Genomic DNA, 21290 nt, shown 5'->3' with positions numbered 1-21290 from the left:
AGATACCAGCGGAATCTTGAAGTTAAAGTAATCGCCCTAGTCGATCTTGAACTTGCGGTCGCCGAACTCAAGGTCTTCAACAACCGTGTCTTCGGACTCGTCGTACTTACGGATGGTGGGACGGCTAAGGTTGGTGACAACAACCTCGTCACCCTTACCGCGGATTTCGCCCTCAAAGTCGCGGTTCGTCACGCCTTCCTGCGCGAATGCCCAGGTCTGACGGAGCGGCTGCATGAGCTCAGACGCGACAATCGGGCCGATTACCGGATCCCAGTTCTTGTGGGACTGTGGAGTTGCCATAGTGTGTTCCTCCTAGTGGAAACTTTTAGCGGCTGATACGGCCTTCCTCCACTGCATTGTTGATTTCCTCAAACTTGCCCTGTGCGTACAGGCGGTCGAGGTCATCGGCGGTGAGGATTCGGCCATCGTTGTTGTTCGTGGGGCGGGGGTTCCGCTGGTGCGGGGTGCTACCCCACCCGCCTTGAACTGTGGAAATGAGTTGAGCGTGTTGGTGACGAGTTCGCCAGCCTTACTGTCCCACTCGTCGCTGCCCCACTGCGGGAGATCACCTACACCACGGAGATACGGCACAAGCATGTCTCGGTCTGCCCCGTTTTCCTTCGCCAGCTTGCGTAGGGTGTTGTCCTCGCGCATTCGGTCGAGTTCGGCCTGGAGCTTGTCACGCTCGGCTTCTCGTTCCTGCGCGGCGGCCTTGGCCTGCTTGATTTGTTCCTCCGGGTCTTCGTCGGACGGTTCAAAACCGAGTACCTGCGCGAGTTTCTTCAACGTCGCTGCCTGTTCTTCCGCCTGCTTCGCCTTCACTCGGCGGTCGCCGTTCTCGTTCTTCAACTTGCGGTTTTCCGCTTCGTATCGGGCGAGCTGCTTACGTAGCGCGTCAAGGTCTACGGCTTCGTCCGCCTCGTTGGCCTGCGCCTCGCCTAGGTGTTCACCGGCTTGGGTGTAGTTGCCCTGCTCGGTGTCGTGCTGGGCTTGCTGCGCCTTGTCAGCGGCCTGCTGTGCGAGTTCTGCGGGGGTGGTGTTTTCATCCGACATGTGGTTTGTCTCCTCCTTGGGGGCTTGGGTGGTGTTCCACGCCTTGGTGGTAACGGGGAGGAGTATCGCGGAGTCAGGGTGGCGGTCAGTGTTGCGTGATAATCACCCAGGCGGAATCGTCCTCACACACCTGCCAGTACCACTCCGGCCACGTATCAGCGTTGGAGGACAAAGCCACAACCTCTGTAGGGGTTACCCAGGCGGGAGCGTCACCAACCACCATGGGCACTGTTTCCTCCGGCATTACCATCGCCTCGTCACCGTAAACAACCACCCGGTTAGACCACAGGCGCTCGGGCAGCGCCTCCCTAGCGCGCTCCACCGCCCGTGCTGCAACGTCAATCAACGCTAATCACCGCCAAAACTTCATCCGTAGGTGTCAAATCGTCCGTGCGCATCATCGTCAGCGAACCCGCCTTCAACTTCTTCAACCGTTCGTCAACATTGATTAGTCCATCTGATGACTGGCCCTCAAACCACTTGATCTCGCCGTCCTCTTTAACCCCAGTTCCAGATATGGCCGCTCCTAGTGTGTGCACGGCACGTACCGGGACATCATCGCGGGGTTCCTCGGGACGGTCGAAGGGTTATAGAGCGTGGCGTGGGGTCGGATTGGCCGTTTTAAAAAATAATGCTTTGTTGCCTTAAGAAATCAAACTCTGTCATGCACTGCACTCCCAAGCCATTGGCAACGTCAGGCAGCTTGACCCGCGTTCGTTTTCGCGGACTCGGGGTCTCATTGGTGATCACGATGAAGTCTCGGGCATGCGCACTCGCCACTATCCAAGAATCTGCAACGCGCAAAAATTCTCGAATTGCACTTTCTTCATAGGGAGCATCCTTACGATCACGCACCCATCGTGTTACCGCACGATAGGAGTCAACCTCTTCTTGCGTCACAGTGAGAACCTGCGACGTAGGGACGAAGCTTCTCAGCCACTGTGACTTTTCGTCATCTCGTTTCAGCAACTCATCTTCTACAGTCTGGTGAAAATAAAACTGACCATTGGAGAAAAACGAATCGAACTGCCGCCAGTACGTTTCAAAAATGTCCCGTGGCCGATGGTTGAACGCACCAATCACGATATTCGTATCGATGAGGTACATCTATGCGACCCCCTGCGCACGAGTAACCGTATTCTTCAACGTCTCGGTCTTGGCAATCCCCAGTTGACGCGAAGCCTCCTCTTCAGAAATTGCACCGTCTACATATGCCCCGGTGACGGTGTCCAAAAATCGGCCACCCAGCCGCGACTTCAACGTGACGAAGAAGTCACCGCCTCCACTAACAATCGGAGGCGTAGGGTTCGAGGGACGTTGCCGAAGGAATTCCTGCACTTGTGGTTTGCCAAGGCGGCGCTGCCCCACAAGGGACCACAGTGCCGTATCCGCGCTTACCCGGTACGCATCGTATGCCCATTCAGTGATGCGTTTCAGATCGGGATTTCTGTCCCATTCCTGCAACAACGCATGCTGTGGCAGAAGCAGGGCAGCTGCAAACCTGTTACACCATCGCTCCACATCGTGATGATCATTCATGGCACCTGTGAGACCTTCTGCAGCGAGCAGTACGTGGCCCAGCTCGTGAGCAAGGCTGAAGTACTGCCCAACTTTGTAATCACTGCCGTTAACAAAGATCAAGGGGTAGGGGCCATCGAACAGTGTGAAAGCACGAAACTCGTCGATGTCGAGTTTGCGGTGGTTGTTATTTCCAAGTACGGAGTTCCGCATCACTAAGACACCGCAGTGCTCAATTGCATCCGCTAATTCCAGCACATTCTCCCGACCAGTGGGCGCTTTACCTGGCCTCCATCCGGCATCGGCAAGCTGGGGTAACAATGCACACACCGCATCGTCCGGGCTATCACGCAGTGTCCAGGCACCACCGAAATTTGGAGGATCAATTCCTTCCGCGCGCGCAAATTCTGCATACCAGCTCAAGCGGCGCTCACAGGTATAAATCGTCTCCTTCAACGCTGGGCTGAACTCAGTTACTTTCTTACTATCCACGGTGCGAAAATCTGGGAAATCCGGCTGATCGTCCGTGGGGCCGTCGAGAAGCAAGTAACCAAACGGGATACATGCGAGCGATGCCAAGTGCTCAGCCTGACGCAGCGTCGGCGACACCTTGCCTTCCAGCCATTGCCGGACCAACCGAAAATCACTTCTTTGGGCAAGTTCTTCCACCGTGCTGCCGGTACGCTGCAGCGCCCAGCGCAGCGTCGGCTCTGCAATGTCGACTCGAACAGCCATCACTCACCTCCCGCTAGTTACGTGGTTTTTACCTTAGCGGAGGAGCCCGACAAACATCTCTGGGTAGCTACAGCTAGCAAATTGATACAAACGAGTTTTCAGGCTTGTGGAACTAACCTCACGAACGCTAGGATTCATGTCAATCGTTCAGCCCGCCTCCGAGCCAAGCTCAGAGTGTGGGCTGGATTTCTTATTGCAATCGGGGGATATACTTCGCCAAGCTGCAAAATCAAACCAGCTACAACCGTTTCGCAACAAATCGCAAGTTCTCCTCGCTTCCAGAAGGACAACGTGAACACAGTTTCGGAGCTTTCGTTATCATGTCCTCCGTAATTCGGGTTGTGTCCCCCGGGACGACTTGGCCAGACACAGTCTCGCAGTATCAAAAAGCGTGCCAGCCGTTGCACACAATAGCGATAGACATTTAAGATAAGGCTAACCTAAGTTACCCAATGAGGGGAGTCTCATCTTGAACGTATCCACACGGCGTCGCGTCGCAACGGGCGCTGCCCTATTCGCGCTGCTCAGCACTAACATTGCGGTCGCGCACGCCTTCCCAACTATCGACGCCGCCACCGCACCCGGCTGCACCGGCGAACTCGACACGCGGCACCCGGACCTCGGCGTGCAGTTCAACGTCACCGGTCCCGACACCATCGACCCAACCAAAGACATCACGTTCAAGCTGAAAGGGTCGGGGATCAACCCGGCGTCGACGCCCGGGGCGTCCAACGGCGTCTACGTGGTGCTCACGCCGACGCGCGTATGGCGCCTCAACCACTGCTCCACCATGACCGGCGACGGCGACGCGCTCGTCGCCCGCTGGATCCCCGCCGCCGTAATGGAAGACAATGGCGGGAAGCTGGACCTCGACCTGCTCGTGGAGGCAAACACGCTACAACCTGGACAAACATACACGGTCGGGATCATGGCGGCGCACGCCCTGGCGCTCAGCGAGCGCTACTTCGACCGCGGCGTCACGTTCAAGGTGCCGTCGGTAACAACGGACCACGTAGCGACGCCATCCAACGTCCGCGGCGAGATCGACCAGCAGCGCAACGTCACCGTCGCATGGGACTACCCCGAGTCTGTCCCCGGCACCGCGTGGCGCACTCAAATCGAATGCGTCGAACACTGCGCCAGCGCCAAAACACTACGCAGCCTCGACCTTTCCGACCCGAACGCCCGCACCGCCAAGTTCGACGACGCCGACCCCGGCGTCTACCAAGCCTCCGTCAACGCCAGCCGATGGGTCAACGGCAAGTTCGTCACCACAGACTTCGGGGTGTCGACGCGCTTTGTCGTAGGGGACGTCGATAAGCCGATCAGCCAGCGACTGTACGCGGCCGGCATCGCGCATGAGTACGGCGAGTACGTGGCGCCCGGCACCGATGTCACCCTGGCGAACCCCCTGAACACGAAGCCGAAGTGGTCCGTGACCGGGGTGAAGGACTATACAGTCGACCCCGCGACGCAGGCGCTGCGCTTCACCATGCCGACCAACCCGGTGCAGGTTGAAGTCGCAGAGGCGAAGGAGGCGCCGACGACCACTCCGACCACCCCGACTTCGACGACCGCAGCGCCTACCGCGCCTGCTGAGTCTGCATTGCCCACTGCCCCTGCTACCCCTGTCAAGTTCCCGGCGTGGGGCGCGGTGCTGATCGCGGGCGGGGCAGCCCTGCTCGCCGTCGTTGCCGGCCTGGCTACCCAGTCCCCCGTGATCGCAGCGCTGCTCAAGCGCCTGCAGCGTTAGATCTTCGGCAGGATGCTCGCCGCGAGCGTATGCAACGCGGCGAACCCGCCCAACAGCGTGGCGATGACCCCGAGCACAATCGCCACAATCGACTCCGGGGCCATGCCCTGCTGCTGCGCCGACGGCATCTCGACAGGCGGCAGCACCGTCCCATCCGTCAGCGTCACAACGAGCTTGCCGCCCTTATCCGTCTTCACCGACGCGATACCGCGACCGTCCTTGCCGTTGTTGCCATTTGCGCCTGGGGTGCCGTCTTTGCCTGCGGCGCCATCTTTGCCTGCGGCACCGTCGCGACCATCCTTACCGTCCCGACCGGCAGGCGCGTCGCGGCCGTCACGACCATCGTGCCCGTCCTTCCCCACCACTTTGCCGAGGTCCTTGGTCGTGCCGTTGGTGAAGGTCAGGATCAGGTGGCCGTCACGGTTAATCGAGGCGTCGCGGATGCCGCCTTCTGGCTGCTGTCCTGGCGCTGGTGCCGGTTCCGACTCGGCAGGCTTCTCGGGCTTCTCGCCGAGCTCCAGCGTCACAGCAAACGGCGCCGGCTTCTTCTGGTCCTCCCACCTGCTCCCCGAGTTGTAGAACCATGACCGCACCGAGTCCGTCACGTTGTTGACCAGCTCAGTCGGCCATGCATCCGGGTAGGAAATGTCCTCATCCCGCTTATAGACGACCCCTTCGTACTCCGGCGTCGCCCCCACCGTCACCGTCGTGCCCTCGACGGCAACGTTGGCACCCTTGAACGTCGCGACGGTGACCCGCTTCGCTTCCTTATTATTGGCCGCCTGGTTCGGGTCCATCGAACTCACGACCGCCGTAATCTTACCGGCGTCCTCCGCATCGATCTCGAGCGCGAAGTCCTTGAACGTGATCGTTTGCGCTCCGTTAATCGTGTAGGTCACCTGGCCAGTCCACTGCACCGACAGCGCTTTGGTGTCCTCGTCGACCCAGCCGGTCGCCTTCGTCAGCTTCAGGCTCCCGTTGTTCGGTTCGGACTCGTCAACCGGGACGATGGAGACGCCCTCCCCTTCCACGGCAGCGTCCCACAGCAGGGCGCGTTTGCTCAGTTCCCACTGCAGGGTTTGGGATTTGGCGTCGGCAAGCGGTGTTGCCCCAGCTGGCTGAGCTGCTGCGACGGGCGCGACGGCCGTGGTGCCAGCCTCCTGGGCTTGGGCCGGGACGGCCAACGGCGCGACGGCGAGACTTGCCGTGAGCGCAACCGCGGGCAGCACTGGCAGCGTGGCGTAGATCCTGCGTTGGGACTTCTTCATAAGGTTCACCCTCCTCGTATAAATATTAGGCTTGCCTTACCTTAGTGCAATATATGGTTTGGAGTAAAGGTTTTCGAATGGGTTTTGGGGGCGTTTCTGGGGCGTTCGTTCCCGCTAATGTAAAGGCAACACGCTTCAGTGGACGTCGAAGGAGAGTTATGGCCCAGCACGTGTGGGGAGCCCACAACAACAAGACGGATTTTGATCCGATTGCGCAAGGCTGCGTCGGCGTCAGTTACAGATTCCCCGTTGACCTGCGAAGCTTCGCCTCCAAGGACGCGCTCAGGGACGCCTACAGTGAATGGTTCCCTGCCAAAACCGCATATGAAAGTGGCCAGGTCATCGGGGTGCTCTACCGCTTTTCTCGCCAGGCACAGGTCGGTGACGTGGTTGTACTGAGCAACCGGGAAAACAAAACGCTGAGCATCGGCGTGGTCACCGGGCCGTACTACTTCGAGGAACAGGGCCCGACGGCGCCTCACCGGTTGCCCGTGGAGTGGAAGCACATCGATATCCCGCGTACCAACCTGTCCCAGTCAACGCTGAACACGCTCGGGTCTGGGACGTCCTTCTTCGAGGTGCGAAATGGCAGGCAGGAAATCCTTGATCTACTCAGAGGCGTCAACCCTGCGACCAAGCAACCGGTGTTTGATTGGGTGCCGTTCTACGAACAGCTCGCCAATACCGTGCTCACGTACAGAACTAGCCGCGCCGAACTGCTGGATAAGGTGCTGGAGTGCGGGACGGTCAGTGGCAAGCCGGACCTGTTCAAGTTCCTACTTCCCTCCAACGAGCGCTACAGTGATGGCACACGAGTCCGTGATATTGATCCGTTTACGGTCTTCGCCCCGTTCAACCGGAGCATCATCGATGCCAACCGCCTCCGCATCGCGGAGGCATACAAGCAGGTCTTTGGCATCGAGGCCCCGGCGCCGACTGGGTTTAGCGGCGTCCCGCTCCTGAACAACCTCAATTCGTGGTTCATGCACTTCCCAGCCAAAGACGCTGATGACTCCGAAAGCAACGTGGAGCAGCTGTGGGATCTCGCCGAGGCAGCTATCCGCTACGCGGACTCGGGAACAGACGCGGACGAAGAGGCCTTCGTCGCAACGTTTGATGCGGCCCGGCGCAACTCCGTCGTGCAAATCACGATGGGCTTGTTCTACCTGCGCCCGCGGAAGTTTGTGGCCATCGATTCGCAGAATGTGCGCTACCTCAACCAGCAGTACCCGAATCCGGAAACGCTCAATCTCAACCGTGCCATGACTGGCGATGAGTACGTCGCAACACTCGACAGTGTCACCGAATGGATCACCACCGGCGCCGAAAGCCCAAGCACCATCGTGGAGCTTTCCCACGAGGCGTTCGTGCACCGTGTGGAGCCAGCCACCATCATCGAAGACGAGCCTGCTGCCGAGTCCACCGACAACAGCTACGACGTCAGCCAAATCATCGATGACGGCTGCTTCCTCGAAGAAGCCCAGCTAACCAGCATGTTGCACAGCCTCGAAACGAAAAAGAACCTCATCCTCCAGGGCCCACCCGGCACCGGAAAAACGTGGCTCGCCCGCCGCCTCGCGTACGCGCTCATTGGGGAGAAAAACACGGATTCGCTCATGGTCATGCAGTTCCACCCCTCCATGAGCTACGAGGATTTCGTCCGCGGGTACCGCCCATCGCCGACCGGCAGCCTCGAGCTTATCGACGGCCCCCTCCTCACCCTCGCCGAGCGGGCCCGCGCGGACCAGGACACCCGCTACGTCATGATCATCGAGGAAATCAACCGCGGCAACCCCGCCCAGATCTTCGGCGAGATGCTCACCCTTATGGAGAACACCAAGCGTGTCCCCGCCGCCGCGATGCAGCTCATCTACCCGCGGACCGACGAGCAGTGCTACCTCCCACCGAATCTCTACATCATCGGCACAATGAACCTCGCGGATCGCTCGCTCGCGCTCGTCGACATGGCTTTTCGACGCCGCTTCGCCTTCACCAACCTCTACCCCCAGATCAACAACCGCTGGTTGGAGTACGTCACGCAGCTCGGCTACGACGCCAGTATCGCCGACGCCTACCGCGCTGCCCTCGCCGACCTAAACCAGGACATCCACGACGACCAACTGCTGGGCCCCGAGTACCAAATCGGCCACAGCTACGTCGTGCCCACCGAACGCATCGACACCCAAGCCAACGTGGACGCCCCCGCGAAAACCCGCGCCTGGCTGCAGGTAGTCACCTACACCGAGATCCTGCCACTACTCGAGGAATACTGGTTTGATGATCGCGACAAAGTAGCGAAGGCGAAGTCCCAGCTTACTGCTGCACTGCACACGGGAAGCACGCAAGCGTGACGCCCATCCCTGTCCGCAACGTCTGGCTGCTACAGCTGCTGGCGTCGAAGTTGTACCGCGACGGTGGGATCGCGTTGTCCGGCACGGAGCTCGTCGATAAGGATGTTATTGAGCTGGTCTCAACCATCCTTGCCAACGCCGCCCAACACCGCCTCCGCAACGGACTGCGCGTCGGATTCGAGCGCCACACCGCGGACATCCGCCGTGTACGAGGCAAGATCGACCTGCTTGGCACCGCACGCGACCAACTCCTCACACGTGGCCGCATCCGCTGCACCTTCGATGAGGTCTCCCTCGACACCCGAACGAACAGGCTTGTGCGCTCCGCATTGATCCGCGCCACCCGATTCCCCGACGCGGACCCCCGCTGCCACCACCTTGCCGATCAGTTCGGCGCCGCCGGTGTGAGCGCGCTGAAGCCGGATGGCCGTGCCGTCGCCGCCCTCGAGCACGACCGCAACGCCTCCGCCGACCTGCACATGATCGCCGCCGCGAAACTCATCCACGACCTCGCCGTGCCCAACACACAAGCCGGGTCACTGCGCACCTTGTCCCTCAACAGCGACGACCGCCACCTGCGCCGCCTCTTCGAGGCTGCCGCCCTCGGCGCCTACACCGCCAACCTCCCAACCTGGGATATCAAGGGCGGCAAACATCTGCGCTGGGACCTTTCTTCCACTGCCGACGACAACGCTGCCCTGCTGCCCGGCATGATCACCGACATCATCCTGCGCCCACCCGGCGCGCCCCCAATCATCCTGGACACCAAGTTCACCGAGATCCTGCAGCCCACCCAGTATCACGCCGGCAAGTTCCGCTCGGGCTACCTGTATCAGATATACGCCTACGTGATGAGCCAGCACACCAACCCGGACTTCGGGCCGCACACCCGTGGTGTACTGCTGCACCCAGTGATAGGCAGTGCTGTGAACGAAACCGTCGTGATCCAGGGCCACCCTTTCCGCTTCGCCACCGTAGACCTGCACGGCACGTACCGGGAGATCATCGCGGGATTCCTCGAGGCGGTCGAGGGGTTATAGAACGTGACGTGAGGTCGGCAGCCCAGGGCAGAAATAGCCACAGCCTGAAAGCAGAGGGCCCATTTCTTCCTATAGCCCAGGAAGCATCATGCACTCTGGTGGATCTGTAATGCTCAAGTTCGGGAACGCACCATCAAGCTTCTTCAGGTCCCCATCACTCGTATACAGGTGGCTTGCTCCGCATTGTATGGCTGTCGCCAGAATGGAAGAATCTGGTCCCTTCAAATCATATTTAACGCTCAGCTCATTAGCCTTCTGCACCGTTAACCTATCTAGTTCCACAAAGCGCAAGTTCATTTCCGCAAAGAACTTGATCGCTTTTTGAGCTGCATTACTTCGAGTCTCCGGCGTATTTTTGTCAGTCCTGAGCACATTGCGTGCAACACCAACAGTCTCCGCTTGAACAATCGCTGGCAGTAGGATTACATGTTCTTTTCCGTCCAGCTCTAGCAGCTCCTTAACTCTTGCCGCCAGCTTCGGGTCCTGTCCACTCAGAAAAGTGATGTATAGGCAGGTATCTATGACAATTGAGTTGGTTCTGTGTTAGCCACGGAACTCCCTCACTGCCTCAACGGGATCAAGATCACTGGGCCAGTAGTCATTCAAAATCCCCATGAAACGGCCCGGGTCTTTCCCCGGTGATGGTTTCTCCACTGGCTCAATTTCAAGCACTTCGATCCTCACAACTGCATTTGTTTCCGTGGATCTACTGACACGCCCCCAAACACTGACATTTCGATCAACATGTTCTCGGATTTGCTCCTGCAATTCATGTGGAACGTTCAGCTGTACAGACGCTCTGGTTCGTGCGTCTTCGAGCCTGGCCTTCACCTCTTCGTCTCTGCGCGAGTAAGAATACAGACGGCCTGACACAGAACCATATGAGGCCATTGCATTGTCACTTTCGAGAAGAGTCGCGCACGCATTATCGAGAAGTCGGTGTTCAAGGACATGCATCCTGCTGCCCTGCACGCCGAGGCTCACGCCGGTTACCCCCTGGTCCCGCGTAATTTTACCTATTTCAAGCACAGCTTCTATCGAGGACTTTCTCCATTTGTCGGGGAGAGCCCCACCCTTTTCCAACCGTTCAAGCCCATCAAGCACCGAGTCAACGTTGTCTTCTGGAGCTAGTACCCCGACACAGGCGCTCCCGACCCGCAACTCCCCAATTTTGCAGTCAATGGGGTCTTCTGACACCGATCGAAGCAGTCTGACGGTATGCTCAAGTGTCTTTGCCAGGGCTGCGGCATCAATTCCACCCGGTTTACCATCAAGCTTCAGCTGAAGATTTTTCATGTCGTTCACCTCCCGGCGCGTGCGTTAGATCTAAAGCGTAGCCCACCAATGCCTGAACTGGCTAGGGTACTTCATGATGATGCCCCCTCAGGTCACAACAAAATGTCCCTTAAGCCAGAACACCGCCTACCACCCGATAAGCGTTTCAGAATAATAAAACCCCCGGGAACCATAGACATTTAACTATGGTCCGGATCCGGGGGACTACATTGGCTAGCCTATAGCAATGACGTTTCCTACACAACTACCTTCGACAAATGCAGCCTTGCTTTGGGGCTCTCTCCCACCCGCCCGTTTAGCCAGTTTTCTTAGCGAATCGCCGAACGGCAACATAGACGAAGCCCTCGAACTCTACATATGGAACATCAAGCTATCTACTGCATTTCTAGCAGATATTGCCATTTTGGAAGTTGCACTACGAGAATCAATCAACAAAGCGGCAGCTGCAAAATGGGGCAGCCACTGGTACCTCGAAATTCCGCTGGATGAGCGGTCAGAGCAGAATCTTGCGATGGCCTGGTCGCAACTTTCCAGAAGGGTGCGTGAGCGTCCAAACGATGGTGATGTTCCCGGACGTCTTTTCGCTAACTGTACATTTGGTTTTTGGACGAATCTCTTTGACAAAGGAGGACATACAGGCAAGTCCCCCAGACGGGTCCGCGTCAATTACGAGCACAACTGGGAAGCCGCCTTACGTCATGCTTTCCCTGAAGGAAGAAACGTAGCAAGACGGCAACACGCTGGTTTCACTAGAGATTGGGTGCACGGGATTTGCAAGCGAGTCAATAGTATTCGAAACCGTGTAGCCCACCACGAACCGCTCATCAGAGGTTTCCCGTTGCCTGGACAGCCTCACCGTATGACCTGCACGGAAGCACATGAGGAAACCCTGAAGCTTGCCAGCATGCTTGACCCGAAGTTGGCCGCCTGGCTAGCAGAAAACAGCGATGTTCCCAGACTAATCGCTGTACGACCCTACACCACATAATGGCATCATCACACGAATCCCCGTTCGAACACTGCCCGTGCAATGTCGGGGCTGCATGCTTCAATGAAGTCAACAAGTGATAGTTGATGTGAAAGGTGCAGGTCATGGCGATTTCGATGCCGCAGGACTTCGAGCATGCGCTCACGTCGATGCTCAACGGCGAGAGCGTTGTGATCGACGGGGCGCCCGGCACCGGCAAGTCCACGCTGCTGCGCACGTTCATGGAAGCGAATGACGCGCTACCGGAAAACCTGCGTAAACGGGTGCTACCCGTCGCGCTGTTGGGGGGGCGCTGCGGACGGTATCAGCGGGTTGACGATCGACTCTGCATTCAACTTCGATCCCTTCATGACGCTCGACGACGTCCTGCCTGGCGGTTCCTGGAACACCAACAGTGCAAAGCTGCTGCTCAGCTTGGTTGAAACATTAGTTATCGACGACGCCCACAACCTCAACACCGAGCTCCTGTTGATGATGAGCGTGGCGCTGCAGCGCGTGCGAAAGAATAACGAGCCGTTTGGGGGCGTACAGCTCATCGCTGCGGGAGAATTGGCTAGGTCCGACTCACCGCTGGGATCGATGGTGCAAGAGCCGGAGCCGGATCCCGAGCGTTATGTGTTCCTCTCCTTTGACGGTGTCAGTTTTAACGTCAGCTACCACGTCGTTCGCGTTCACGCGGTGGTTGTGGAGCGTGGCCAGGTCGTTGCGGACTTTGGCACGTGGCTCAACCCGATGTCTGACTTGGGGCAGTTCGGCCTCGACAACGAAGTTCCTCCGGGTGGGGTTGCTATCGCGCCGCAGCTCGAGGACTTTTGGCCGCTGCTGCTGCGGCAGGCTGCGGGTGGCATTGTCGTCGGCGATCGCTTGGAGATGGCCCAGGATGCGGGCCGCTACCAGGCACGAGGCCTCGACATGGAGCTCGGGGACGGTATCGACGCCGAAGCACTCGACATCGTTGTTGAGGGGAGTACCGTCGTCGAGCGCGCGCACTCCATGGCGCTCGATTTCCTCTCAGGGGACGTCGAGATCCCCTACGTGCGGCCGGTACCCGACGCATCCGATACGCAAGAAGGCGCGCTCTTCCAGCCGTTTTGGGCACCCGCTGTCCCGCTCAAGCTCGATCAGACCCGCGCGACCGACTCCGATAATGCCTGGGCAGCCTTCTCCGGCTCCGGCGTGGAAGTCGGCGACCAGCGCATGCTCCAACAGACTGCCCTGCGGCTTTCTTCCTGGGGGATGTCTCGCGGTGTTTGGACGAAGCGGGCCGAAGAGGAGGTGCGCAAACGCGCCATCATGACAGGGCTGACGCAGGTGTCCCTTCCGGAAGGTGAAGAGCAAAACATCGACATTGCTGCGCTGCTCTCCCCAGGCATGAGGGTGGTGTTTACGGGCTGCCGCGAAGCCATCAGCTTCTACGACGGCGAAGAGCAGCTCATCTCCGCCTGCGAGTCGTGCGGGCTCATCTTCGAAGACAGCGTCTCTGAGATCACGTGCGATGTCCTCGTAGCGTGGGACCCGGCATCCATGTCACGCAAGGCAAGAACCGCCAGGGAGCTGGGCATCCCGATCGTCTCGTTCGCCGATTTTGAGGACTGGCATAGGTACTACACGGGTTCGCCCTACGAGACCTTCCTCGCGGACATCCTCGAGGAAGGCCACCAGGTGGCGTTCCTCGGATCGATCGTCATCAACGGGATCCACATCACCGACGGTGCACGCATGGCGCTCCTGTGCGACGAGCTCGGCCTCGTGTACAGCCCGGAAATCCCCATCTCACTTTGCGACGCCCTCATCACCGACGACCTGACCGCCAGCCAGTACGGCTTACCACTCATCCCAGTGGATGCATTCGGCGCGTGGGTGAACAGAGAATTCGCATCCAAGGGTCAGTTCTTCACCGAAGACTTCTTCATTCCCGCCGACATCACCGCGCTGTATGGCCCGGACGAGCTGCTTTCCAAGATCGACGAGAGCAAAGCTTGACCCTGACGTAACGTCAGACTGCACAATGGCTGCCATGACCAACAACGAAGAGCTTTACACAGTCGGCGAAGTGGCCAACGCATTCGGGATCACGGTGCGAACCCTGCACCACTGGGAGCAGGCCGGCCTCGTCGAACCTGTGTATCGTAGCTGGTCAAACTACAGGCTGTACACGCCAGATGACCTGGAGCGCATCCAGCACATCCTGGTCTACCGGACCACCGGTATGAAACTGTCTCAAATCAAAGAAGTACTCTCCCACCCCACCTCGAACCGGGAACACCTGCGCAGGCAACACGAACGCCTGCTTGAGGAGCGTTCGCGGATCGATGGGATGGTGGTGGCCGTCGAAAAGCTATTGGAGCAAGCAATGAACAATCACAAGCCAACCCTCGAAGAAATCGGCAAGATCCTCGGCGACCCGAACTACGCCGAACACCAAGCCGAAGCGCAAGAGGCCTACGGCGATACAGCTGGCTGGGCGCAGTACCAGGGCCGCACCGGCAACTGGGGCGTGAGCGACTGGGAGGACAGCAAGCAGCGTTTCGACGCCATCGATACCAAACTCGCCGACGCTGTTCGCCGCGACGTGCCCACCGACAGCGCGGAAGCCGCCGAACTCGTCGAACAGCACCGGAAGGTGATCGGGCAGTTCTTCGACGTCACCCCGGAGATGCAGTTCCAGATCTCGCGCGGCTACATCGCCGATGAACGCTTCAAGCGCTACTACGAAGAACGCCAACCTGGCCTGGCGCAGTGGCTCGCCGACGCCATCGCGCACGCCACCGGCCACAGCACAGAGAGCTCGTCCTAGCCGGGCCTAGCGCAGCAGGCGTTTCCCCAGCCGCAGCGCAAGCGCCATCGCGTCCGCGACCCGCTTGCCGCCGCCAGCGGACCTCACGGGTGCACCGCCCGACACAGTACGCCCGCAGCAACACCGACAGCACCCCGGTGTGGCGCCCCGCTGTTATACCCATCGCGATGTGCGACCCCGCCGAGCGGCAAATAGCGCTGCGCCGCCACGGTGCGCGCCTCGGTGTACTTCAGCAGCCCCTCATCACCGTGACGTCGCCCCACACCAGACTGCTTCCACCCGCCCATCGGCGCGTCCATCGACGCCCACGCGGCCGCGTACCCCTCATTGATATTCACGGTTCCCGCATGCACATGCTCCGCGACCATGCGCGCCTCGTCCTCCGCGCCCCAAATCGAAGCGTTGAGCCCGTAGTCGGTGTCATTCATCTTCTCGACGCCCACCTCCGGCCCATCCACCACCTCCACAAAGACGACTGGCCCGAACACTTCCTCGCGGTACAGATCGGCGTCCTCCGGGACGTCCACGAGGATGGTCGGTGCGTAGAACGTATCCCCGAGCTGGGGTAACGCCTCCCCACCAGCCAGGACGGTGGCGCCTTTGTCCACGGCGTCGTGGACAAAGGCGTCGACACGCGAGCGGTGCTCCGCAGAAATCAACGAGCCAACATCGTCACCCCACCCGTGCCCAATGCGCAGGCGTTTCGTCAGCGCCACAAACTGTTCAAGGAACACTTCTGCCACGGCGCGGTCCACGTAGATCCGCTCCACGGAAATGCACAGCTGGCCGGTGTTGCTGAAGCAAGCGTCGACGGCACCGCGCGCCGCCGTCTCGGGGTTTGCGCTAGCCAGAACCAGCAGCGGGTTCTTCCCGCCCAGCTCAGCGGAGAACCCAATCAGACGCTCCCCGGCCTGCGCGGCAAGCTTCCTGCCGGTGGCGGTGGACCCTGTGAACATGAGGAAATCGCACCGCTTCACAATCTCCTGCCCCACCGTCCGCCCGCTTCCCTCCACAACCTGGAACAGGTCGGCTGGCAGCCCAGCCTGCACCAGCAGCTGGTGGGCGCGCTGCGCGGTGCGCGGGGTTTGCGTATCCGGCTTCAGTACCACAGCGTTGCCCGCAATCAGTGCCGCCACCGCATCCGACACCGCCAACGAGAGCGGGTAGTTCCAAGGTGCAATCACTCCCACCACGCCTTTCGGTGCCCGGTGCACCTCGGTCCATGTCACCACCGGCATAGCGCCCCGCACTCGGGCTGGCGTCAGCAGCGCCTTCGCGCGGTACGCGTAGTGGCGGGCGGTAATCGCAACGTCCATGACCTCGTCGAACGCGTTGTGTTTCGCCTTACCTGTCTCCTGCTGGATCAGGTCCACCAATTCGTCGCGGTGCGCCAACACCAGGTCGTGGTAGCGGAGAAAGATGCGGCTGCGCTGGCGAAGAGGTGTCGTCGCCCAGGCGCGCTGTGCCGCGCGTGCAGTGTCGAAAGCGTGCTGTACTGACATGCAGCCCAGGTTAGCGTCGCCGCGCCGCCATGCGGCTGAACTTTTCCACCCGGCGCGAATCCCCATAGATCTGCACCTGCTCGCCAGCCACCAGGACCATGTGCCCAAGCACCGGTTGCCAGCGGTCCTCGCGGCGCACGGCAATCACCTTCACGCCGTGGCTCTGCCACAACGCCTGCTCGTCGAGCGGGCCCGCCACGTGCGTCGGCACCACCGTGTGCACCAGCGCCGTGCCCGAGGACAACTCCACGTAGTCGAGGTTCGCCCCACGCACCAGGTGCGCCACGCGCCGCCCCATCGCCTCCTCCGGGTGCACCGCATGCGGCACACCGATCTGGTCCAGGATGCGCCCGTGCGCATTACCGGAGGACTTCGCCCACAAATTCTCGACGCCCACATCCACCAACAGCGAACACGTCAAAATCGACGCCTCCACGTGCGCCCCGCCGATCGCCACGACGACGCCGTCGAACTCCGAAATGCCCAACTCTTCAATCGTGGCCACGTCCGTGCAGTCCGCCTGCACCACCTTCGACAGCAGCCCGTTGTTGCGCTTCACGGCAGCCTCTTCCAGATCGATGCCGACGACGGTGGCGTCGTCAAACATGAGCTCCCGGCCCACCGCCGAGCCAAACCTCCCGAGCCCAAGCACCGCGTACGTGGGCGTTGCAAACTTAACCAATGATCGGCCTTTCATAAGGAAGCAAAATTTTCGACGCCGGCTCCGCAAACGCGAACGCCGTCGCCACAGTAATCGGACCCAACCTGCCAACAATCATCATAAAAATAATGACCAACAACGAAGGCGCATCCAGGTGCGGCGTAATGCCCGTGGACAACCCCACCGTGCCAAACGCCGACAGCACCTCAAACAACACCTCCGACAGGTGAAACGGCGTCAGCGCCAACAACGCGAACGTCGCCACCACCACCAGCGCGCCACTGAGCATCACCACCGTGATCGCCTGGTGCACCACCTCCACCGGGACACCTTTGCCCAGCATAACCGGCTGCGTACGACCCCGCACCACCGCCGACACCGCCGCCACCAGCACCAACACCGTCGTGATCTTCACGCCACCCGCGGTGCCGGCCGGGCCCGCCCCCACAAACATGAACAGGTCCATCGCAAACAGCGTCGGCTCGTGCATCCCGCCAATATCGACAGAGTTGAACCCACTCGTGCGGGTCTGCACCGCCTGAAACAGCCCCGCCAACACCGCATCCGACGCCGGCAACCCACCCAGCGTGCGCGGGTTGTTCCACTCCATGGCGAGGATGGTGGCCGTCGAAAAGCAAAGAAGGAAGAGCGTACCGGCAACCACCATGCGCGTATTCAACGTCCAGCGGTGCAGGTGCAACACGTCCCGCCGAAACTGAAACAGCACCGGAAACCCCAAACCACCAATAATGATCGCCGCCATGATGGGCACGCAGACCCACCAATCCCCCACGAAACTGGTCATGTTGTCCGAATAGAGCGCGAACCCCGCATTGTTAAACGCCGACACCGCATGAAACACCCCATGCCCCAACGCGCGCGGCAATGGGTAGCCCAACGCCACGAACCGCGCCGTCAACGCCAGCGCGACCAGCGCCTCCACCACGATGCTCACCAGCAGGACCCGCCTCAACAGCGGCGCGATCCCGCCCACCGCCGTACGACGCTCCACCGCCGAAATCACATTCGCACTCAAATTCGCTTTGCGGACCACCGCCTGACCCAGAATCGTCGCGAAGCTCATCACCCCGAACCCGCCAACCTGGATCAACACGGCAATAACCACCTTGCCGAACGTGGTCCAATACGTCGCCGTATCCACAATCGCCAAGCCGGTCACACACAGCGCGGACGTCGCCGTAAACAACGCCGGCAACAACGGCAACCCACCCGGATTCACCGTGGAAACCGGAAGCATTAGCAACACGGTGCCCACAAACAGGGCAACCAGGAAGCCGAACAAAATCACCGCCGCACTATTGAGCTGGCGGTGCCGAATGTCAGCAGGCACCAGCGGAACATTACGCCAGCGGAGTGCGGGTGGCAAGGGTTTTGAACTTTTCGAGTGTAAAGTGTGAGGGGTATTCCCCTCTTGCCTGAAGTCACCCGTTCAGCGGACTGGCTGCGGAGGGGTTTTCTTGTCGCTGAGTAGCTATGGAGTGGGCGCCAGTGCCAAATCTGACATCGTTTGTTGTCTAGCACATTTTCTGCCAGCAACTTTGAAGCAATAGACCTTATTCGATTGCGTCTTTTGGCACTCGAGCCGACCTGCCTGACACCAAATTCCCTCGCGCAGAACACGCGACCTGGGCTTTTGCGAACCCACGACGCCAAAATGCAGGAATTTGGTGCACCCCACCCACGAGAGAACTAACGCTCGGCCAGCTCGGCCTCGATCCACGCCTTGCGGGCCTGACGCTGCTCCTTCCAATGCGCAAGCGCCTGGACGGCCTCAATGCGTTGCTTCTTGAACACCAGCATGGACAGCGGGAACGCCACGATGAGGGCTAAAAGGGCCGACATGATCAGCGGCACGGGCGCCCCAACCGCGACGGCCAGCAGCTGGATCACCACGGTGAGGACGATGAAGAGGAGGAGCCGGTACAACCCGTAGATGGCGGCGGCTTTGTTGGCGCGACGCTTCGCGCTTGGGTCAACTTCGGGTGCTTCACTCATGGGGGCCATGGAGACTTAGCCTAACGCAAAGGTGGACCAGTATGTTAGAGGGCATGGGAAGGCTTCTACTCATCGCTCTGATCATTCTGGCTGTGTACTTGATGTGGCGCGCGTTCGGCCCGGGGTCGAATGCACGGTATGGAGGGTACGGGGTGCAGCAGCAGGAACAACCGCCGGTTATTAAGGGGCCGGATGATGATGAGGAGTTCCTGTGGGAGATCGAGAAGAATAGGTTTAAAGAACGCCGGGCCCGCGAGGAGGCGGAGCGCCGGCGTCGTGAAGAGGAGGAGCGTCGGAGGAGGCGCGGCGAGGACTAGCTGCGCGTTGCTTCCTCTGCGAGGACCTCGGGTAGCTTCTCTGCCCAGGCGAGGGAATCGCGAACGCCCTGTTCGATGGTGAGCTCGGGCTCCCAGCCGAGTACTTCGCGTGCCTTGTCGATGCGCGGCGCGCAGCCGGCAACGTCGCCCTCGCGCGGCGGCGCGGTGGTGACTTCCATGTCGGAGCCGCTGGCGGACTTGAACGCCTCGGCGAGCTCGAAGACGGTGGTGCCGGTGCCGGTGCCTAGGTTGATGACCTCGTATGGGGCGAGGTCGGCCTTGAGGGCGGCGACGTGGGCGCGGGCCAGGTCCCAAACGTGGACGTAGTCGCGCAGGCCGGAGCCGTCGCGGGTTGGCCAGTCGACGCCGGTGACCGTGAACGCCTCACCCCTCTGGTGGGCGGTGATCATCTTGCCCAGCGCGTGGGACGGCAGCGGGTTCTGCAGGCCGGTGCGCAGCTGTGGGTCGGCGCCGATCGGGTTGAAGTAGCGCAGGGCCACAGCCTGGATCTGGCCGGCGGCAGCGGCGTCAGCCATGACGCGCTCCAGCATCCACTTCGACGCGGCGTACGGGCTGGTTGGCGCCACGACGGAGGACTCGTTGACGGTGAAGTCCTCGTCCGCCTGATACATTGCGGCGGTCGAGCTGAGCATGACGCGCTTGACGCCGCGGTCGCGAAGGACCTGCAGCATCTTGGTTGCGCGGCCGACGTTGACGTCGTAGTACTCGAGCGGCTGCGCGACGGACTCCGGCACGATGATCTTGGCCGCGCAGTGGATGACGGCTTCGATGTCGGGGTGGTCGTCGAAAATCTTGTTGAGCAGCTCGGTGTCGGCGATGTCGCCCTCGTAGTGGTCGAAACGCTCGGCGAAGACGCGCAGGCCAGTGGAGTAGTCATCCAAGATGACCGGGGTGATGCCTGCGTCGGAGCAGCACGATGCAATTGTGGAGCCGATGTAGCCGGCCCCTCCTGTAATCAGTGTTTTCATTAGTTCAATCCTGCGTACGAGTGAAGTCCAGCAATGACAGTATTTACATAGGTCATGTTAAAGATGGTCATGGCCAAGGCAAAAACGTTGATCCACGCGGCCTTCGAGTTCTTCCAGCCGGCGGTGGCGCGCGCGTGGAGGTACGCGGCGTACAGAATCCACGTAATCATGGACACGGTTTCCTTCGCGTCCCAACCCCACGGGCGACCCCAGGCGACCTCAGCCCAGATCGCGCCGAACACGATGCCGATTCCGAACAGTGGCAGCGTAATGATCGCCGTCTTGTAGGTGATCTGGTCGAGCGTCTTCGCGCTCGGCAGCGGCTTCGCAATCGCGCCGAAGAACCCGCGCTCCTCGCCGCGCGGCTGCCACATGCGCAGCAAGTACAGCAGCGCAAAGATGCCCGACACAATACCTATCGACGCCCCCACCGACACCGACGAAACGTGCACCGGCAGCCAGTAGGACTGCAACGCCGGCACCACCGGTGCCACGTGCATGTGGAACACGGTGGAGTTGAGGAACATCGCGATCGCCATCGGGGCGAGCAGCCACGGCCAGATGGTGTGCCAGTTCTTGCGCTGCACCACGATCGCGGCTGCGACCATCACGACGGCCGTCATGGCCAGGATGTACTCGTACAGGTTGCCGAGCGGGAAGCGCTTCGCCGCCAGCCCGCGCGTAATGAAGGACGCGACGTGCAGCACGATGCCGAACCAGATCAGCGCCTGCGTCATGTTCGCCCACTTGCGGGCGCCGGCGACGCGGCGGTCGTATTCTGCCTGGTCGAAGGAGTCGGAGGGGACGTCGATAAGCTCGGAGCCGCCCCCGGCCCCCACGGCGACTTTTTGATCCATGCGGGCGCGCTCGCGGCGCATGTCGAGCACGCCGAACATGCGCCCGTAGTAGATACAGGACATGATCAGCGCAGCCAGGTACAGGATGAACGCGGTGCGGAACGTGAGGTCTGAGAGGTCCGCCATCGTGGAATCGACAAGCATGGGGA

Annotated in this window: 22 protein-coding genes; 8 read left to right on the top strand and 14 right to left on the bottom strand. The window is 60.4% G+C overall.

From position 1 onward, the window contains the following. Nucleotides 1-36: 36 nt before the first annotated feature. The 5 genes from BQ4436_RS04970 to BQ4436_RS12495 form a co-directional block, all read right to left on the bottom strand. A complete protein-coding gene (locus tag BQ4436_RS04970) occupies nucleotides 37-300 on the bottom strand; it encodes a hypothetical protein (protein WP_070975729.1) in 264 nt (87 codons plus the stop codon). A 12-nt stretch (nucleotides 301-312) separates the two neighbouring features. Further along, on the bottom strand, nucleotides 313-1053 hold the full coding sequence (locus BQ4436_RS04965; RefSeq protein ID WP_070975727.1) for a hypothetical protein: 741 nt from the start codon (nucleotides 1051-1053) through the stop codon (nucleotides 313-315). Nucleotides 1054-1138: 85 nt separating this feature from the next. After that, nucleotides 1139-1399, bottom strand: coding sequence for a hypothetical protein (locus BQ4436_RS04960; protein WP_143000822.1), 261 nt, complete (start codon nucleotides 1397-1399; stop codon nucleotides 1139-1141). 275 nt (nucleotides 1400-1674) lie between these two features. Further along, nucleotides 1675-2160 (bottom strand): DUF4411 family protein, encoded by a 486-nt coding sequence (locus BQ4436_RS04950; RefSeq protein ID WP_070975723.1) that lies wholly within the window; start codon nucleotides 2158-2160, stop codon nucleotides 1675-1677. Continuing rightward, nucleotides 2161-3306: an ImmA/IrrE family metallo-endopeptidase gene (locus BQ4436_RS12495; RefSeq protein WP_070975721.1), complete on the bottom strand. Its 1146-nt coding sequence runs from the start codon at nucleotides 3304-3306 to the stop codon at nucleotides 2161-2163. A 469-nt stretch (nucleotides 3307-3775) separates the two neighbouring features. Between BQ4436_RS12495 and BQ4436_RS04940 the strand changes: the two genes are divergently transcribed. Beyond that, entirely contained in the window at nucleotides 3776-5059 is a 1284-nt protein-coding gene (locus BQ4436_RS04940) for a hypothetical protein (protein ID WP_070975719.1), read from the top strand. Here BQ4436_RS04940 and BQ4436_RS12320 read toward each other — a convergent pair. Further along, nucleotides 5056-6327 (bottom strand): HtaA domain-containing protein, encoded by a 1272-nt coding sequence (locus BQ4436_RS12320; protein WP_070975717.1) that lies wholly within the window; start codon nucleotides 6325-6327, stop codon nucleotides 5056-5058. The two genes, BQ4436_RS04940 and BQ4436_RS12320, sit on opposite strands and share 4 nt — an antisense overlap. Before the next feature lie 158 nt (nucleotides 6328-6485). Here BQ4436_RS12320 and BQ4436_RS04930 point away from each other — a divergent pair, with 158 nt between their 5' ends. Next, entirely contained in the window at nucleotides 6486-8678 is a 2193-nt protein-coding gene (locus BQ4436_RS04930) for an AAA family ATPase (RefSeq protein ID WP_070975716.1), read from the top strand. Next, complete coding sequence (locus tag BQ4436_RS04925) at nucleotides 8675-9718, top strand: 5-methylcytosine restriction system specificity protein McrC (RefSeq protein WP_070975714.1); 1044 nt, start codon at nucleotides 8675-8677, stop codon at nucleotides 9716-9718. The genes BQ4436_RS04930 and BQ4436_RS04925 overlap by 4 nt, the downstream gene beginning before the upstream one ends. Before the next feature lie 69 nt (nucleotides 9719-9787). On the opposite strand, the gene BQ4436_RS12650 is transcribed toward BQ4436_RS04925, so the two are convergent. Together BQ4436_RS12650 and BQ4436_RS04915 are read right to left on the bottom strand one after the other, a co-directional pair. Beyond that, nucleotides 9788-10240, bottom strand: a complete 453-nt coding sequence (locus BQ4436_RS12650; RefSeq protein ID WP_369822034.1) for a type II toxin-antitoxin system VapC family toxin — start codon at nucleotides 10238-10240, stop codon at nucleotides 9788-9790. 21 nt (nucleotides 10241-10261) lie between these two features. Next, on the bottom strand, nucleotides 10262-11014 hold the full coding sequence (locus tag BQ4436_RS04915) for a hypothetical protein (RefSeq protein WP_070975711.1): 753 nt from the start codon (nucleotides 11012-11014) through the stop codon (nucleotides 10262-10264). A 226-nt stretch (nucleotides 11015-11240) separates the two neighbouring features. Here BQ4436_RS04915 and BQ4436_RS11640 point away from each other — a divergent pair, with 226 nt between their 5' ends. The 4 genes from BQ4436_RS11640 to BQ4436_RS04905 all read left to right on the top strand — a co-directional run bounded on the left by BQ4436_RS11640 (nucleotide 11241) and on the right by BQ4436_RS04905 (nucleotide 14799). Beyond that, nucleotides 11241-12002 carry an Abi family protein gene (locus BQ4436_RS11640; RefSeq protein ID WP_083329451.1) on the top strand — a complete coding sequence of 254 codons (762 nt, stop codon included), beginning with the start codon at nucleotides 11241-11243 and terminating at the stop codon, nucleotides 12000-12002. A 104-nt stretch (nucleotides 12003-12106) separates the two neighbouring features. Then, complete coding sequence (locus BQ4436_RS11990; protein ID WP_143000820.1) at nucleotides 12107-12424, top strand: hypothetical protein; 318 nt, start codon at nucleotides 12107-12109, stop codon at nucleotides 12422-12424. Next, entirely contained in the window at nucleotides 12351-13985 is a 1635-nt protein-coding gene (locus BQ4436_RS04910) for a hypothetical protein (protein WP_176754816.1), read from the top strand. Before BQ4436_RS11990 ends, BQ4436_RS04910 begins: the two co-directional genes overlap by 74 nt. A gap of 34 nt (nucleotides 13986-14019) precedes the next feature. Further along, nucleotides 14020-14799 carry a MerR family transcriptional regulator gene (locus tag BQ4436_RS04905; RefSeq protein ID WP_070976022.1) on the top strand — a complete coding sequence of 260 codons (780 nt, stop codon included), beginning with the start codon at nucleotides 14020-14022 and terminating at the stop codon, nucleotides 14797-14799. An 83-nt stretch (nucleotides 14800-14882) separates the two neighbouring features. On the opposite strand, the gene BQ4436_RS04900 is transcribed toward BQ4436_RS04905, so the two are convergent. The 4 genes from BQ4436_RS04900 to BQ4436_RS04885 all read right to left on the bottom strand — a co-directional run bounded on the left by BQ4436_RS04900 (nucleotide 14883) and on the right by BQ4436_RS04885 (nucleotide 18987). After that, entirely contained in the window at nucleotides 14883-16301 is a 1419-nt protein-coding gene (locus BQ4436_RS04900) for a succinic semialdehyde dehydrogenase (protein WP_070975708.1), read from the bottom strand. A gap of 10 nt (nucleotides 16302-16311) precedes the next feature. Further along, on the bottom strand, nucleotides 16312-16983 hold the full coding sequence (locus BQ4436_RS04895) for a potassium channel family protein (RefSeq protein ID WP_176754815.1): 672 nt from the start codon (nucleotides 16981-16983) through the stop codon (nucleotides 16312-16314). Then, a complete protein-coding gene (locus tag BQ4436_RS04890) occupies nucleotides 16976-18313 on the bottom strand; it encodes a TrkH family potassium uptake protein (protein WP_070976020.1) in 1338 nt (445 codons plus the stop codon). The genes BQ4436_RS04895 and BQ4436_RS04890 overlap by 8 nt, the downstream gene beginning before the upstream one ends. 359 nt (nucleotides 18314-18672) lie before the next feature. Continuing rightward, the gene (locus BQ4436_RS04885; RefSeq protein WP_369822028.1) at nucleotides 18673-18987 is read right to left on the bottom strand and encodes a DUF4229 domain-containing protein; all 315 of its coding nucleotides are present in this window, start codon (nucleotides 18985-18987) and stop codon (nucleotides 18673-18675) included. Between the two features lie 44 nt (nucleotides 18988-19031). On the opposite strand from BQ4436_RS04885, the gene BQ4436_RS04880 reads away from it, so the two are divergent. Further along, nucleotides 19032-19295: a hypothetical protein gene (locus tag BQ4436_RS04880; protein ID WP_070976019.1), complete on the top strand. Its 264-nt coding sequence runs from the start codon at nucleotides 19032-19034 to the stop codon at nucleotides 19293-19295. Here the strand turns inward: BQ4436_RS04880 and galE are convergent. Both galE and ccsB read right to left on the bottom strand, forming a co-directional pair. Beyond that, nucleotides 19292-20284: a UDP-glucose 4-epimerase GalE gene (galE, locus tag BQ4436_RS04875; protein WP_070975706.1), complete on the bottom strand. Its 993-nt coding sequence runs from the start codon at nucleotides 20282-20284 to the stop codon at nucleotides 19292-19294. The genes BQ4436_RS04880 and galE overlap by 4 nt on opposite strands. Then, a complete protein-coding gene (ccsB, locus tag BQ4436_RS04870) occupies nucleotides 20284-21285 on the bottom strand; it encodes a c-type cytochrome biogenesis protein CcsB (RefSeq protein WP_070975705.1) in 1002 nt (333 codons plus the stop codon). Before ccsB ends, galE begins: the two co-directional genes overlap by 1 nt. Nucleotides 21286-21290: the final 5 nt, after the last annotated feature.

This window comes from Corynebacterium sp. MC3, assembly GCF_900099485.1.
Lineage (GTDB): Bacteria > Actinomycetota > Actinomycetes > Mycobacteriales > Mycobacteriaceae > Corynebacterium > Corynebacterium pseudogenitalium.
This window is presented reverse-complemented; position numbering and strand designations above follow the sequence as displayed.